Annotated in this window: 16 protein-coding genes and 1 pseudogene; 10 read left to right on the top strand and 7 right to left on the bottom strand. The window is 64.2% G+C overall.

The features are described from left to right. The first annotated feature begins 1 nt into the window (after window position 1). The 4 genes from AC4D1W_RS05795 (at window position 2) to AC4D1W_RS05780 (ending at window position 2,495) form a co-directional block, all read left to right on the top strand. Window positions 2-331 (top strand): DivIVA domain-containing protein, encoded by a 330-nt coding sequence (locus tag AC4D1W_RS05795; RefSeq protein WP_490898109.1) that lies wholly within the window; start codon window positions 2-4, stop codon window positions 329-331. Next, a complete protein-coding gene (locus tag AC4D1W_RS05790) occupies window positions 328-951 on the top strand; it encodes a DNA-3-methyladenine glycosylase I (RefSeq protein WP_490898108.1) in 624 nt (207 codons plus the stop codon). The genes AC4D1W_RS05795 and AC4D1W_RS05790 overlap by 4 nt, the downstream gene beginning before the upstream one ends. Beyond that, window positions 932-2,182 carry a hypothetical protein gene (locus AC4D1W_RS05785; RefSeq protein WP_490898107.1) on the top strand — a complete coding sequence of 417 codons (1,251 nt, stop codon included), beginning with the start codon at window positions 932-934 and terminating at the stop codon, window positions 2,180-2,182. The genes AC4D1W_RS05790 and AC4D1W_RS05785 overlap by 20 nt, the downstream gene beginning before the upstream one ends. Window positions 2,183-2,327: 145 nt before the next feature. Further along, complete coding sequence (locus tag AC4D1W_RS05780) at window positions 2,328-2,495, top strand: DUF3117 domain-containing protein (RefSeq protein WP_084033880.1); 168 nt, start codon at window positions 2,328-2,330, stop codon at window positions 2,493-2,495. A 14-nt stretch (window positions 2,496-2,509) separates the two neighbouring features. Here the strand turns inward: AC4D1W_RS05780 and AC4D1W_RS05775 are convergent, their stop codons facing one another. After that, window positions 2,510-3,148: an O-methyltransferase gene (locus AC4D1W_RS05775; RefSeq protein ID WP_490889483.1), complete on the bottom strand. Its 639-nt coding sequence runs from the start codon at window positions 3,146-3,148 to the stop codon at window positions 2,510-2,512. A 310-nt stretch (window positions 3,149-3,458) separates the two neighbouring features. Between AC4D1W_RS05775 and sigE the strand changes: the two genes are divergently transcribed. The 4 genes and pseudogenes from sigE (at window position 3,459) to AC4D1W_RS05755 (ending at window position 5,549) form a co-directional block, all read left to right on the top strand. Then, on the top strand, window positions 3,459-4,094 hold the full coding sequence (gene sigE, locus AC4D1W_RS05770) for an RNA polymerase sigma factor SigE (RefSeq protein WP_490889481.1): 636 nt from the start codon (window positions 3,459-3,461) through the stop codon (window positions 4,092-4,094). A gap of 4 nt (window positions 4,095-4,098) precedes the next feature. After that, window positions 4,099-4,191, top strand: a pseudogene (locus AC4D1W_RS05765) (zf-HC2 domain-containing protein); the annotation flags it as partial. Between the two features lie 222 nt (window positions 4,192-4,413). Then, the gene (locus AC4D1W_RS05760; protein ID WP_490890441.1) at window positions 4,414-5,064 is read left to right on the top strand and encodes a hypothetical protein; all 651 of its coding nucleotides are present in this window, start codon (window positions 4,414-4,416) and stop codon (window positions 5,062-5,064) included. Between the two features lie 41 nt (window positions 5,065-5,105). Next, the gene (locus AC4D1W_RS05755) at window positions 5,106-5,549 is read left to right on the top strand and encodes a twin-arginine translocase TatA/TatE family subunit (protein ID WP_490889480.1); all 444 of its coding nucleotides are present in this window, start codon (window positions 5,106-5,108) and stop codon (window positions 5,547-5,549) included. A 47-nt stretch (window positions 5,550-5,596) separates the two neighbouring features. Here AC4D1W_RS05755 and AC4D1W_RS05750 read toward each other — a convergent pair whose 3' ends face one another. From AC4D1W_RS05750 to AC4D1W_RS05740, 3 genes are read right to left on the bottom strand one after another with little or no spacing between them, the layout of a single operon-like run. Beyond that, entirely contained in the window at window positions 5,597-6,721 is a 1,125-nt protein-coding gene (locus tag AC4D1W_RS05750) for an Mrp/NBP35 family ATP-binding protein (RefSeq protein WP_490898106.1), read from the bottom strand. After that, the gene (locus AC4D1W_RS05745; RefSeq protein WP_490889477.1) at window positions 6,721-7,317 is read right to left on the bottom strand and encodes a DUF1003 domain-containing protein; all 597 of its coding nucleotides are present in this window, start codon (window positions 7,315-7,317) and stop codon (window positions 6,721-6,723) included. Before AC4D1W_RS05745 ends, AC4D1W_RS05750 begins: the two co-directional genes overlap by 1 nt. Further along, window positions 7,310-8,590, bottom strand: a complete 1,281-nt coding sequence (locus AC4D1W_RS05740; protein ID WP_490889476.1) for a magnesium transporter MgtE N-terminal domain-containing protein — start codon at window positions 8,588-8,590, stop codon at window positions 7,310-7,312. Before AC4D1W_RS05740 ends, AC4D1W_RS05745 begins: the two co-directional genes overlap by 8 nt. A 164-nt stretch (window positions 8,591-8,754) precedes the next feature. Here AC4D1W_RS05740 and AC4D1W_RS05735 point away from each other — a divergent pair, with 164 nt between their 5' ends. Continuing rightward, complete coding sequence (locus AC4D1W_RS05735; protein ID WP_490889474.1) at window positions 8,755-9,579, top strand: YflT domain-containing protein; 825 nt, start codon at window positions 8,755-8,757, stop codon at window positions 9,577-9,579. 126 nt (window positions 9,580-9,705) lie between these two features. Here the strand turns inward: AC4D1W_RS05735 and AC4D1W_RS05730 are convergent, their stop codons facing one another. Continuing rightward, complete coding sequence (locus AC4D1W_RS05730; RefSeq protein ID WP_490889472.1) at window positions 9,706-11,316, bottom strand: aminopeptidase P family protein; 1,611 nt, start codon at window positions 11,314-11,316, stop codon at window positions 9,706-9,708. 92 nt (window positions 11,317-11,408) lie between these two features. Between AC4D1W_RS05730 and AC4D1W_RS05725 the strand changes: the two genes are divergently transcribed. Then, a complete protein-coding gene (locus AC4D1W_RS05725) occupies window positions 11,409-12,254 on the top strand; it encodes a PHP domain-containing protein (RefSeq protein WP_490898105.1) in 846 nt (281 codons plus the stop codon). Here the strand turns inward: AC4D1W_RS05725 and AC4D1W_RS05720 are convergent. Continuing rightward, on the bottom strand, window positions 12,244-13,173 hold the full coding sequence (locus tag AC4D1W_RS05720) for a DNA-methyltransferase (RefSeq protein ID WP_490898104.1): 930 nt from the start codon (window positions 13,171-13,173) through the stop codon (window positions 12,244-12,246). The genes AC4D1W_RS05725 and AC4D1W_RS05720 overlap by 11 nt on opposite strands. A gap of 7 nt (window positions 13,174-13,180) precedes the next feature. Continuing rightward, window positions 13,181-14,791: a DEAD/DEAH box helicase gene (locus AC4D1W_RS05715; RefSeq protein ID WP_490889466.1), complete on the bottom strand. Its 1,611-nt coding sequence runs from the start codon at window positions 14,789-14,791 to the stop codon at window positions 13,181-13,183. Between the last annotated feature and the right edge of the window lie 20 nt (window positions 14,792-14,811).

Here is a 14,811-nt window from a genome sequence, read left to right as displayed (position 1 = left end):
CATGACGATTTTCCTGGTACTGATTGCGATCGTGGCCGTCGGCGCCACTGTCTTTTTCGCGGTCGGGCGCGGCTGGCAGGGTGGGAATCGGAGCCCACGGCGAGATCCGGAGGTTGTCCCCGGACTGGTTGAACCGACTCCCACGCTGCCGCCTGTCCTGCTGCCGGAGTACCCGAGTGCCTCCGATGTGGGCCGGATTCGATTCTCGCTTGGGTTGCGCGGGTATCGCATGGACCAGGTGGATGAGGTCCTGGACCGGCTGGCCGCGGCGCTCGCCGAACGTGACGAGCTCATCGAAGCGTTGCGGGACCGGAATCAGGACGCCCGATGAGCGCGCTTCCCGGCAGCGACGGCCGTCTGAGGTGTGGTTGGGCGGTGTCGAGCACGGAATACGAGGCCTACCACGACAGTGAATGGGGCCGTCCCATCGCGGGGGAGGCTGCCCTCTTCGAAAGGATCAGTCTCGAGGCTTTCCAGTCCGGACTGAGCTGGATCACCATCCTCCGCAAGCGGGAAAACTTCAGGACAGCCTTCGCCGGGTTTGATCCGCATGCCGTTGCTGCTTTCGACGACGACGACGTCGCGCGCTTGCTCGGTGACGGAGGCATCGTGCGGAATCGGGCGAAGATTCGCGCGACCATCGCGAACGCACGCGCGCTGCTCGCGCTGCCTGAAGGAACAACACTGTCGGGAATCCTTGAGGCGCACCGGCCGCTTTCAAAAGCCCCACCATTGTCCCTTGAGGACGTCCCCGCGGTCGTGCCGGAATCAGTGGCGCTGGCGAAGGAGCTGCGGTCCCACGGCTTTCGCTTCGTGGGGCCGACAACTGCCTACGCCATGCAACAGGCGACCGGGTACGTGAATGATCATCTCGCGTCCTGTTGGGTGCGGGAGGATGTTGACAGGTCCGCCAGTGTCGATGAGTCTGCCGATGTCGTTGAGACTGCGTGAGTCGCTGAGACTCCCCGGGTTGTCCTTCGCCGCAAGGGCGCGTTCCCTGCGTGAATGGCTGGCGACGCTGCCCTGGTGGGTGCAGGTGGTCCTGGTCTATGGCGCAGCGAGGTTGTACTCCGCCATCGTTCTAATGGCGGTTGCCCACCGGCAGATGCCCAGTCCCTGGGCTCAGGGTTCTCCGGGCTACGAGGAATTCGTCAACTTCTGGGACAGCGGCTGGTACGCCCGGATCCACGATGACGGTTACCCCACCGAGCTGCCCCGTGGCGACGATGGAACAGTGCTTGAGAACCAGTGGGCGTTCTATCCACTCTTCCCTGCCAGCGTGCGCCTTTTCTCAACCCTTACCGGCACCGGATGGAACCCGGGCGCCCTCCTGCTTGCGACGGTGTACGGATTTGTGGCCGCGCTCATCATCTACCGCGTCTTCCTGCTGCGCTCTCCCCACCGTGATGCCCTCTGGGCGGTGGCTTGGGTCGCGTTCCTGCCGGTCTCGCCGATCCTGCAGATCCCCTACGCTGAATCGCTCCACCTGATGCTGCTGGCGCTCGCGCTGTATCTGGTGATGACCAGGCGTTACCTGTCTGCCATTCCTGTAGTTGTGCTGATGTGCTCTGCCAGGCCTGCCGGCGTGCCATTTGCGGCGATGCTTGGGTTGCTCCTGCTGCTGGAACTGTCCGGCAGGGGCACTGCTGCCGACGGCGGCGACTCCTCCACGCGCGGACTGTGGAGGCTGGCGCTGCTGGTTGGAATCGCAGGCGTGACAGCCCTCGCGTGGCCGGTCATCGCATGGGTTGTCACCGGCGTGCCGGATGCCTACGTGCAGACCGAGACGGCCTGGCGCGGATCGGAGCTGACGTTGTTTCTGCCCTGGATGAGTACTGCGTTGGGTCTGCTCGGCCCGGTGATTGGCCCGTTGGCGCTGGTGGTAATAATCGCTGCCTTCGCAGGGCTGTTGCTTTCACCGGCGGGCCGCACGCTCGGGCTACCGCTGCAACTGTGGTCTGCTTCCTACCTGCTCTACCTGGCGGCCGTCTGGAACCCGCAGACGAGCACGTTCCGAATCCTGCTTCCACTCTTTCCCCTCCTTCTCGCCGCCGTGCTTCTTTCGCCGTCGAGGGCCTACCGGTGGCTTGCACTCGCAAGTTGTGCATGCCTCCAGATTGTGTGGGTCAGCTGGTTGTGGGCGTGGGTTCCACTGTTTAGTGGAGGGGACTATTCACCGTGATGGTGTGATGGGCGCCGCACCGGCGATTAGCTAGCCGCGCACTTCTACGGGATAATAGGGGAGGACGAGCATACGGGGGAAAACCGCCGTGCAATGTTGATCGCGGCCCAGTTCCGGCCGCGCACCGTGGAAGGAAACTACTTAGATGGCTGCGATGAAACCCCGTACCGGTGATGGACCTATGGAGGTCACCAAAGAGGGACGCAGCCTCATCATGCGGGTACCGATCGACGGCGGCGGGCGTCTGGTGGTCGAACTGAATGCTGAAGAAGCGGGCAAGCTCAAAGACTGCCTGCTCACCGTAACGGACTAGAGCAGGTGCCCGGGTTAGCCGGGCATTTTTACGGCCATCAGTAGGCCGTTCCCCGCAGGCATCAGCGTGCTGACCAGCAGATCATTTGCACGCAGAGTCTTGCCCACCTGCCGCAGGGTGTTGGTTGACGCCTCGCGCACCGCGGGATCGGGTACCTTACCGCCGTCGAGCGCGTCGTTGATGAGGAGCAGTCCTCCGCGCTTCAGGAGACGTACAGCCTGATCCGCGTACAGCGCCAGGTTGGTCTTGTCGGCATCGAGAAAAACCAGGTCGTACGCAGCGTCAGTCAGGCGGGGGAGTACGTCCGCTGCACGCCCGGAAATGGTGCGGGTGCGGTTGGCCGGGATTCCCGCCTCTGCGTACGCCTCCCGGGCAGCCCGGAGGTGGTCCACATCAGAGTCGATCGTTGTCAGTACGGAATTCGGGCCCATTCCTCGCAGCAGGCAAACGCCGGAAACCCCTGCGCCGGCGCCGACTTCCACCACGGTCATGGCCTTCGACGCCGCAGCGAGAACGGTCAGTGCTGCGGCGATGCCGGTGCTGACGGGCGCGACTCCGAGCTCATGGGACCGGTCGCGCGCCCGGAGCAGAACATCATCTTCAACAGGCAGACCTTCCGTATAGGACCAGTTAGCCTGCTTCTGCGCGCTCATGATGTTCCGTTCTGTCCAGAGCTCAATAGGGTTGGGCGGTTCCGGCCGGGTTGCCGGGCGTCGCCTCCCTCAGCCTACTGCGGATGCGGACGCGTCCCTGTATTACGGCGCTTTTGCCCGGTTGTTTCCCCCCAGTTTTTCAGCGAGCTCACAGCAAGGTCCGGCACCATGGAAGTGCAGCACACGCAACACAAGTTATCCAACATAAGGCATCCAACAGAGGCGGAGCCCCGAATAGCTAATGCGTCCGTTTCCAGCAGTTCACGGATTGCATCGGACATGTTCATTCGAGGGCGAGAGGAGAAGGTCGATGTCTACTTCGCACACGGTGACGCCCACAGGGAGCGCCGCCACCGGAGAGCACGATCAGGAGGTAGCTGACTGGGCACCGCCGTCGTGGGAGGAAGTGGTCAGGGACCACTCGCCGAAGGTTTACCGGCTTGCTTATCGGCTGACAGGTAACAAATACGACGCTGAGGACCTCACACAGGAAGTGTTTGTTCGTGTGTTCCGGTCCCTCGCCAACTTCAAGCCCGGAACACTCGACGGGTGGCTGCACCGGATCACCACCAACCTCTTCCTGGACCAGGCGCGCCGGAAAAACCGCATCCGCTTCGATGGCCTGGCTGAAGATGCCGAGAGCAGGTTGCCCAGCACCCATCCGAGCCCCGAGCGCAGTTTCGAGTTCAATAACCTTGACCTCGACGTACAGGCCGCACTGGAGGAACTGCCGCCTGACTTCCGCGCTGCCGTTGTTCTGTGTGATCTTGAGGGACTGCCGTACGACGAGGTGGCCCTGGCGCTCGGTGTGAAGCTCGGCACCGTCCGCTCGCGGATTCACCGCGGCCGAACCATCCTCCGTGAGAAACTGGCCCACCGTGATCCCCGACAGACCACCCCCGTTCCGTCCCGCCTGAGCTTGCCTCGGATTGCGGGTGCCCGCTAGATACATGCGCCATCCCACCCGTTTTCTGATCGACTACGTGGCTGGTCAACTCAGCCCCGCGCGACAGCGCGCGGTCGAGCAGCACCTGCTCCGTTGCGCCCGGTGCCAGGAAGTTGTGGCGCAGGAACAATCCATCCGTCACCGGCTGCAGAATTCCTCGACTCCCGGCCCGGCGGAGGATTTGTGCGAGCGCATACTGCGCAGGTCTGCGGCAGGACCGGACAAGCCGGATGGACCGGCTGATGCGGCTGGAAGCGTCCACTATGGTGTCGATGGGGAACATGCCCGGAAGTCGTTTGCTCACAGGAACCGTACCGTTATGGCCGTCGCCAGCGGGCTGTCAGTTGCGGCGATTGCCACTCTGACAGCCGCTTATGCGCTCGGGTCCGAAGCTGACTCCAATGACGCGGTCGCGGGAGCCAGTGCCGTGACGGTAGCGGAGAGTTTCCAGACCGTGGCGGCGGGCACACCCACCAAACTGAGTTCCGCCCAGATCGAACAACTACGCAACGACGGCTGGTTCTGTCCGGAACTGGAGGCGCTCGGCTTCCAGCTTGAACGGGCTGAAGCGCTCACCATCGACGGTCGGCCCACCCTGCAGCTGGATCTCTACGACGGCAGCCACTCGCTGACCATCTACGAACAGCGCGACGGCGGGACTGAACTGCAGCCTGCTCCCATCAACGCTGCGACCGGCAACACCGTGCAGGAAGACGGGTTCGAGGAGATCGGGGGCACTGAACAGACTGTATGGCTCCATCCCGGACGGGCCTGGCAGCTGGTGATCGATTCCGGTTCCGCCACGTACACGGTGGTCTCCACCCTGCCCGTCGCCGACATGCCCCGCGCCGTCAGCCAGCTCATGTTCAACGAACACTCGCAGCTTGACCACTCGCGCCCGGACGCGCCGGACGACCCAGTGAGCCGCATTCTCCGGGGCCTCGCAAAGCTGGCGCAGCCGGCGCCCTGACGTAAATAGATTCGGTCTTGTCCGGCAGGTAGGCTTCGAGAGTGTTTGGAATCAATGGATACGAGTTCCTCCTGTTGGCGCTCATTGCTGTGATCGTCCTTGGTCCCGAACGCCTGCCCGAATATGCGTCCCAGCTTGCGCAGCTGGTCAAGGGCTTGCGCCGTATGGCCACAGGAGCACGCGAGCAGCTCCGCGAAGAGGTTGGATCCGAGTTCGACGACGTCGACTGGCGCAAGCTTGATCCCCGCCAATATGATCCGCGCCGCATCATCAAGGAGGCGCTCCTTGATGACATTGAAGACGCCATCAAACCGGTCAGCGAAAATGGTTCCCGACCGGAACCCCGGTCGCTGGGTGCACAGGCTAACTCCGCGCCGGGCAGTGCAGCACATCCGCCCGGCGGTGCAACACGCGTCCCTACGCCCGGCACCACATCGAGGCTGGGCGCCGGCCAGTCCGCTCCATTCGACGTCGAAGCAACCTGACAGGTTCACGGCCGGAGCCGGCTGTCACTGAATGACCGAGTGATTAGTCAGGCCAGCTTCGGTGTGACCCTCAGCAGTTTGTCGCCCAGCCCCCGGGGCCGGCGGGCGAGCGCGGAGGCAATCTGCCGAAGCTCCTCAGCGGCGCGGAAGCCTGTCTCCAGGACTACGGGCTGCCCGCTGTCCCCGCCTTCCCTCAACGCCGGTTCCAGCGGAATGCTGCCGAGCAGCCCGACGTCGTAACCGACAGTCGCCGTGAGCCGCCGCGCGAGTTCGGCGCCGCCGCCGCTGCCGAAAACCTCCATTCGCTCCCCGGAGGGAAGTTCGAGCCACGACATGTTCTCGATGACTCCGGCAACTTTCTGTCCGGTCTGCACTGCCATGGAACCGGCGCGTTCGGCGACGTCCGCCGCTGCAGCCTGAGGGGTGGTGACAATGAGCAGTTCGGCGCCGGGCAGCAGCTGTGCCACAGAGATAGCGATGTCGCCCGTCCCGGGCGGCAGGTCCAGAAAGAGCACGTCCAGATCCCCGAAATACACATCCTGCAGGAACTGCTCCAGCGCACGGTGCAGCATGGGGCCGCGCCAGGCGATTGCCTGGTTGCCTGCCACGAACATACCGATCGAGATCGCCTTGACCCCGTGAGCCACCGGAGGCAGGATCATCTCGTCGACCCGGGTGGGCGACTGGTTGATTCCCATCAACGCCGGGACGGAGAATCCGTAGACGTCGGCATCGACGATTCCCACCCGCAGCCCCTGCGCGGCCATCGCCGCCGCGAGGTTCACGGTGACGCTTGATTTGCCTACTCCGCCCTTGCCGCTCGCGACGGCGAGGACCCGTGTCAGGGAACCCGGCTCATTGAAGGGTATTCCCCGCTTGGCACCCGGGCCGCGCAACCGCTCCTTCAGAGCGTCGCGCTGTTCCTGGGTCATGACACCCAGGTTCACTGCGACCCCGCTTACCCTTGGCAGGTCACGGACGGCCGCCTCTACGTCTCTGGTGATGGTGTCGCGGAGCGGACACCCTGCGATGGTGAGCAGCACGCTAACGACGACGGAGCCGTCGTCGTCCACGAGAACACTCTCCACCATGCCCAGCTCGGTGATGGGCCGCCTAAGCTCTGGATCGATAACCTTCCCGAGCGCGGTGCGGACCGAGGATTCAAGCGTCACTATCGGTCCTTGCGCCCAGGCGCTACCTGAGGCAGCGAAACCGTTGCGTCCGATACCCTGCGCTTGGACTTGCGCTGGGGTTGTGTTTCCTGCCCGTCCGCAGACTCGAGCAGCTCCTCCATGACGGACCGCAGCTCGGACCGGACGAAGTCGCGTGTGGTGACCTCGCGGAGTGCGATGCGCAGTTCCGCAATCTCCCGTGTGAGGTATTCGGTGTCTGACAGGTTCCGTTCAGCGCGCTGCCGGTCCTCCTGAAGCGAGACACGGTCGCGGTCATCCTGCCGGTTCTGGGCCAGCAGCAGAAGCGGGGCGGCGTAGGAAGCCTGCAGGGACAGCATGAGTGTAAGCAGCGTAAATCCAATCGCCGCGCTGTCGAACCTCCACTCTTCCGGTGCCCAGCTGTTCCATGCCAGCCATACAGCAACGAACACTGTCATGTAGAAGAGGAACTGGGGCGTGCCCATGAAGCGCGCGAAGTTCTCGGTGGCGCTGCCGAACGCGTCCGGGTTGGGGCGCAGTCTTGGCAGCCAACGCGCGCGGCTTTCCCGTGGCGTATCCAGACCACTGGTGGTTACAGTTCTGGTTCTTTCAACCATTTATGCCTCCCCGGGTTGTATGGGGCGTGACGTCTTGGGCACGCCAGTCTTCCGGGAGCAGGTGATCCAGAACGTCGTCAACGGTCACCGCCCCCACCAATCGGCCATCCCCGTTAACGATCGGCAGTGAGTTCAGGTTGTAGGTGGCAAGAATCCGGGACACTTCGCTGATGTTCGCCTGGTCGCTGACCGGCTCCAGATCGGTGTCCACGATATTGCCTAATTGTTCCGGAGGCGGGAAGCGCAGCAGCTGCTGGATGTGCACCACGCCGAGGTAGCGCCCCGTCGGAGTCTCCAGCGGCGGCCTGCAGACAAAAATGGAGGACGCCAATGCCGGTGTCAGCTCTTCGCGGCGCACATGGGCCAGTGCTTCAGCGACCGTCGCCTCGGGAGGCAGGATGACCGGAACCGGGGTCATGAGCGATCCGGCGGTGTCCTCTTCATACTGCAGCAAGCGGCGGACATCTTTCGCGTCGCCCGGTTCCATGAGCTGGAGCAGTTCTTCCTTCTGCTCTTCCGGCAATTCATTGAGGAGGTCGGCGGCGTCGTCGGGATCCATCTCCTCGAGCACGTCGGCTGCCCGCTCGCGGTCCAGCGAAGACAGAATCTGAACCTGGTCGTCGTCGGGCAGTTCCTGGAGGATGTCGGCAAGGCGCTGGTCCTGAAGCTCACTGGCCACCTCGATCCTGCGCTTGTCGCTCATCTCGTGGAGCGCGTCTGCGAAGTCTGCGGCTTTCAGGTCGTCATGCTGGGCGACAAACGAGGTCGCCGCCTGCGGCTCGTCCGCGTCTCCGTGGTACGCGTCGAGCCAGTCGATGATGAGCCGTTCCCCGCGACGCAGGCCGCGAAGGCGTGACTGGGGGGCGCCGCGACGGACGAAAATCTGGGAGACATGCCAGTCGCCGGAGCGATCCTTCTCCATGGCGACGTCTTCGATCGTCGCCTCGCCGCTCCCGTCACGGAGCGTGATCCTGCGGTCGAAAATCTCGGCAACGACGAGCCGCTCGGCCCCGCGCTGGTCAAAACGGCGCAGGTTGACGAGCCCCGTGCAGATGATCTGCCCGGCGTCGATCGAGGTCACGCGGGTCATGGGAACGAATACCCGCTTCTTGCCCGGAACTTCGACCACAAGACCCACCACCTGTGGGACAACCGTGGGACCGCGGTCCAGCACGACGGCGTCACGAAGGCGCCCGAGACGGTCGCCGAGCGGGTCGAAAACGTCCAGGCCCAAGAGACGTGCCACAAATACGCGCGTTGGGTTGCTGCTCACATGCCTAGGCTACTGCCGTTGCGGTACTACAGCCGTATTGCGTGACAGCACGCACAGCTTGCGAGGAGCACCGCCTCATCTCTGAAGGCACGCGAGGGTGTGCCCGAAGTTCACCCCGAGCGATACGGCGCCCCAGCGCAGCGCATGTAGGCGAGAATGAAAGTATGTCAAACGTTCTTGGACGAACCGCCTCACGTGATGAGGGCCGTACTCTCCCTAAGGGCGAGACCATTGGGCGGTACAGCTCATACCTCGATGCTCAGAAAGCGGTGGATTACCTCGCGGACAGCAAATTCCCCGTGCAGCAGGTTTCGATCATCGGGAATGATCTCAAGACTGTGGAGCGGGTGACCGGCCGGCTCAGCTATCCGAGGGTTGCGCTTGCCAGTGCAGCAACCGGTGCGTGGTTCGGACTCTTCGTTGGCTTCATCCTGACGCTCTTCGGCGGCGACTCAACGTACCTGCCGATTCTGTCCTCCATGGCGCTCGGTGCGGTGTTCTGGGTTTTGTTCGGCGTAATAGCCTATGCGTTCCAACGGGGGAAGCGGGACTTTACCTCTACCAGCCAGGTGGTGGCCACCAGCTACGACGTCATTGTGGATCCCGCCGCTGCGGGTGAAGCCCGGAGGATGCTGCAGCAACTTCCGATGAACTCGCGCCCGCAGGAGAACGGCGGTGCGCCGACGCAGCCATGGGGTGCGCCGCCGCAACAGAATCAGCCGCAGGAGCAGAATCAGGTCCCTCAGCGTCCTGAAGGGTGGGGACAGCCGCCGGCCGAGCAGCCGCGCCCCCAAGGGTCAAGCCGGCTGGATGACTCTGACTCCCCGGAGGGGGACGAGGAACAGCGAGCCGCTACCCGCCGTTCCACCCGGGGCCAGTTCCCCGATCTTCCCGACGGCCGGCCGCAGTACGGGGTTCGCGTCGAACCCCAGCCCGTCAAGGACTCGCCCGAGTCAGCCGGACACAACGAGGAATCCCGCAAGGAGTAAGCGGTCCCGCAACACTGCCGGGCTCATGAGCGCGAAGAAGGCGGACAGCCGTATGGCTGTCCGCCTTCTTCGCGCTCAACCGCCCGCGCGTTCAATCGACCCGCCTTGCGAGTGCGGTCCCTGTGCCTATTCGCCGGTGGGACTGTAGATGCCGGCCATCCAGGCCTCGACGTCATCGGGATCACGGGGGAGCGCCGAACTGAGGTTGACCGGCCCATCGGCCGTGATCAGGATGTCGTCCTCGATTCGGACTCCTATGCCGCGATACTCCTCGGGAACGGCGAGGTCCTCTTCTTTGAAGTAGAGGCCGGGCTCGATGGTGAAGACCATACCCTCCGTGAGGACACCGTCCAGATAGAGCTCGCGCTTGGCCTGGGCGCAGTCGTGCACGTCCATGCCGAGGTGGTGGCTGGTGCCGTGCGGCATCCAGCGACGGTGATGCTGCCCCTCGGGGGAGAGCGCCTCTGCCAGCGGTACCGGCAGGAAGCCCCACTCGTCCAGACGCTCGGCGAGGACGGCTACGGCGGCAGCGTGCACGTCGCGGAACTTCGCACCTACCTTCGCGGCCGCGAAACCGGCGTCGGCTGCCTCAAGGACAGCTTGATAAACCTTGCGCTGGATTTCGGAGTATTTTCCGCCCACGGGCAGGGTGCGGGTGATGTCAGCTGTGTAGAGGCTGTCCGCTTCCACTCCCGCATCAAGCAGCAGCAGGTCTGAAGCGTCGACCGATCCGTTATTGCGGATCCAGTGGAGAATGGTGGCGTTGTTGCCGGAGGCGGCGATGGTGTCGTAACCGAGGTCATTGCCCTCTTCCCGGGCGCGTGCGAAGAAAGCTCCTTCGATGACCCGCTCGCCGCGAGGATGGGAGATGGCCCGGGGCAGTTCCTTGACGACCTCGTGGAAGCCGTTCACCGTGGCCTCAACCGCCTTGCGCATCTGCTCGATCTCCCACTCATCCTTGATCAGGCGGAGTTCGGACAGGGCTTCTGCAAGCTTCGCATCCAGCTCATCGGAGGCTTCAAGGTCCACGCCGGTGTTGATGCGGGAGGTGTCCACGAGGGCGTCGGCGTTCATATCAACTTCGCGCAGCAGACGGATCCGGAGTCCGCCGATCTCGACGGCACCAGCGTCCTTGGTGATCGCCGTTTCGAGGTCGGCGAGGTCAGCGGTCTCGAGCGACAGCAGCGCTCGGACCTCGGCGCGGGACAGCCGCGAACCGATCCAGAATTCGCCGTAGCGGGCGTTCGCGTAGAACTCGGCGCTGTCCCTTCCGGCCAGCTCACGGAAGTACAGGGTGGCGTGGTGGTTGCCGCCGTCGTCGCCCTTGCCTTCTTCTGTGGGTTCCATCACCAGCACCGCGTCGGGTTCGTGATCCAGACCAAGCCCGGTGAGGTGGGCGAAGCCGGAATGGGGGCGGAAGCGGTAGTCGGTGTCGTTCGAGCGTACTTTCAGCGGACCGGCAGGAATGACCAGGCGTTCACCCGGGAACTGCAGGGAAATCTTCAGGCGGCGCTGCGCTGCATAGGGTGCAACCTCTGCCTCCGCGGGAAGCTCGGTGTTTTTCGCGGCCCAGTTCGAGCTCATGAACGTTCTGAAGGCGTCCGAGTCGGGCCGTTGGGACCGGTTCTCGTTGCGGCTGGAAAGTGGCTGGTCTTCCGGTGTCACCGGGGTGGCGTCATTGCCGGGTCCGGTCGGATTTATGGTTCCTGCCGATGGGCTGTTCTCTGCTGTACTCACCCGACCATCGTCTCACCGGCCCGTGGAGTGAGCCAAACACTTCAGTGCGTCCCTGCTGCGGCATCCAGCAGGGACGGGCGTACAGTTGTTTGGTGAGAATTGACCTGCACACCCACTCCACCGTGTCAGACGGCACGGAAGGCCCCGCGGATGTCATGCGAGCCGCTGCCGCGGCCGAACTGGACGTCGTTGCACTTACGGACCATGACTCGACGGCTGGATGGGCAGAGGCGGGAGAGGAAGCCAAAAACCTGGGCCTGGTGCTGGTTCCCGGTATGGAGGTGTCATGCCGAACCGATAAGGGCATCAGCGTTCATGTGCTGTCCTACCTGCACGACCCCGCCCACCCGGGCCTGCTGGCCGAGATCGAACGGTCCCGCGACGCCCGGCTAACCCGGGCCGAGCGCATGGTCGAGAAGCTGTCCGCGGACTACCCGATCTCCTGGGCCCACGTGCTTGAGCATGTTGCCGAAGGCGCCACCATTGGGCGCCCGCACATTGCAGACACACTCGTGGCACTGAAGCTTGTCGGCACGCGCAGTGAAGCATTCGCCAGCATACTCAGCGTCCGATCGCCATACTGGGTGGGGCACTACGCACCGCACCCGGCGGACGCCGTCGCGCTGGTCCGGGAAGCAGGAGGCATCCCGGTGTTTGCCCACCCGGTGGCGTCTTCACGCGGCCGGATCGTGGACAGCGACGTGACGGAGGAGATGATTGACGCCGGTCTGCTCGGACTGGAGATCGAACACCGTGACAACCCACCGGAGGGACGGGCGGAGCTGGAGCGGATCGCTGCCCGGAATGACCTGCTTGTCACCGGGTCCAGCGATTACCACGGAACTGGAAAGCCGAACCGGCTGGGGGAGAACCTCACCAGGCCCGAGATACTCGCCAGGCTCGAGGAGCTGGCCACCGGGAGCAGCGTCATCCGGTAGCGGCGGGAGGATCGACCCGGGCGGATTCCTTGTCGCCGGGCGTGGATTCGGCGGACCGTCCCAGCCATGGCGCGAGGCGCCTGGACATGACGTCGATGGACTGCGGATTGCTGTCAACGCAGACGAAACGCCGCTCCAGTTTTCCGGCGACAGCCCCGAGAGTTCCGGAGCCGGCGAAGAAGTCCAGCACCCAGTCGCCCGGCCTGCTGCTCGCGGCCACTGCACGGCGTACCAGACCCTCGGGTTTCTGCGTGGGATATCCCGTCTTTTCCTTGCCCGTCGGCGAGACGATGGTGTGCCACCATACGTCAGTCGGAAGTTTGCCGAGGGCGGCCTTCTCCGGCGTGACGAGGCCGGGAGCCATGTACGGCTCGCGGTCCACCTCGGCGCTGTTGAAGTGGTATCCCGCCGGGTCCTTCACGTAAACAAGGATGTTGTCGTGTTTGGCGGGCCACCGGCGCCGGGCGCGGGCACCGTAGTCATATGCCCAGATGATCTCGTTGAGGAAGCACTCACGCCCAAACAGGGCATCGAGCATCACCTTCGCGTAGTGTACTTCCCGGTAATCGAGGTGCACGTACAGCGTTCCGTCCTCCGCCAGCAGCCGCCACGCCTCCGCAAGGCGCGGGGCTAGGAACTCCCAGTAGTCCTCGAACGCATCGTCGTAGCTCGACAGCATGCCCTTGACCGTGGAGTAACTGAGCCCCTTGAACCCGACGCGGTCTCCGGCACCGGGCGCGCTGCGAACCATTGAGGTCTGCTGCCGGCGCTGTGCGCGTCCCGTATTGAACGGAGGGTCCACGTAGATCACGGTGAAGGCGTTATTCGGTAGCCCGGCCAGGTACTCCAGATTCTCGGCATGCACCACAAGATTGGGTCCATCCGGCCGCCAGGCCGGATGGACCGGAAAATCTTCCACGCGTTTGCTAGTTGTCTGCAGCGGGCTTGGAAACTACTTCGCCGTTACGGCGACGGGTACGTGACCGGTTACGCCTGGCCGGTTCAGCCCGCTCGGTGCGCTTGGTGCCGCTGTCCGCAGCGCCGCGATCCTCACCGGACGACGCGGATCCACCGGTACGACGACGGCCGCCCGACTTCCCCTCGGAGCCCTGCCGGTCGCCGCCTCCGCCGGATCGGGGGCGGTCGCCGGTGCGGTTCTTCTTGCCGGTTTCGCCGAGGTCCTCGATTTTCTCGGCGCCGATTCCCGCGAGGGTACGCTGCGCGCGGGGCAACCGGCCCTTGGTGCCTTCGGGGATGTCGAGGTCCGTGTAGAGGTGGGGCGAGGACGAGTAGGTTTCGACCGGCTCGGCCTGGTCGAGCCCGAGTGCCTTGTTGATGAGGCCCCAGCGGGGGAGGTCGTCCCAGTCCACGAACGTAACCGCGGTGCCTTTCTTGCCCGCGCGGCCGGTACGGCCCACGCGGTGCAGGTACGCCTTCTCATCCTCGGGGCACTGGAAGTTGATGACATGGGTGATGTCTTCGACGTCGATGCCGCGGGCCGCAACTTCCGTTGCCACCAGAACGTCAATCTTGTCACCGCGGAAAGCCCGGAGCGCCTGCTCACGTGCTCCCTGCCCGAGGTCACCGTGGATGGCGCCGGCCGCGAAACCACGGTCAATCAGCTCTTCCGACAACTTGGCGGCCGTGCGCTTGGTTTTGGTGAAGATGATGGTCCGTCCGCGTCCGCGCGACTGGAGGATGCGCGCCACCACTTCGTCCTTGTCAAGGTTGTGTGCGCGGTAGATGACCTGGCGAATGTCCTTCTTGGTGGCGCCGTCGTCCTCGGGGTCCGCTGCGCGGATGTGCGTCGGGTGGGACATGTAGCGGCGGGCCATGGCCACGACGGGGCCAGGCATGGTGGCCGAGAACAGGAGCGTCTGGCGAACCGAAGGAGTTGCGGCCATGAGGGTCTCGACGTCGGGCAGGAACCCGAGGTCAAGCATCTCGTCAGCCTCGTCCAGCACCACGATGCGGACGTTCTTCAGCGACAGGATCTTCTGCCGGTAGAGGTCGATCAGGCGGCCCGGCGTGCCGACGACGACTTCGGTTCCGCGCTTGAGCGCCTCGATCTGCGGCTCATAGGCACGACCGCCGTAAATGGTGACGATGCGCGCATTACGCTTCTTTGAAGCTTTCGTCAGGTCATCCGCGACCTGGACGGCGAGCTCCCGCGTTGGAACGACGACGAGCGCCTGCGGAGCACCCGGTGCGGGCAGCTTGTCGTAGCCCTCATCCGACGGTCCGACCACACGCTGCAGCGCGGGCACGCCGAAGCCCAGCGTCTTACCGGTTCCCGTCTTGGCCTGGCCGATGATGTCATGGCCGCCGAGCGCGATGGAAAGCGTCATGGCCTGGATGGGGAAGGGATGCACAATTCCGGCGTCCGCAAGGGACTCGACGATGTCGGCGCGGACGTTGAAGTCAGCGAAGGTTTCCGGTGCTTCCTGGTGCGGTTCTTCAGTGGTGACAAGGGTTTCTTCTACGAAGATCTCGTCGTCGCTGTTGTCCGCGTGGAGGTGGTGGTTGTCTATGGTCACTCTTACTACCGTTTCGATTA

This window comes from Arthrobacter sp. TJ-170 (assembly GCF_058269305.1).
The sequence above is the reverse complement of the archived record's forward strand: the minus strand, read 5'-3'. Positions and strand labels throughout refer to the sequence as shown.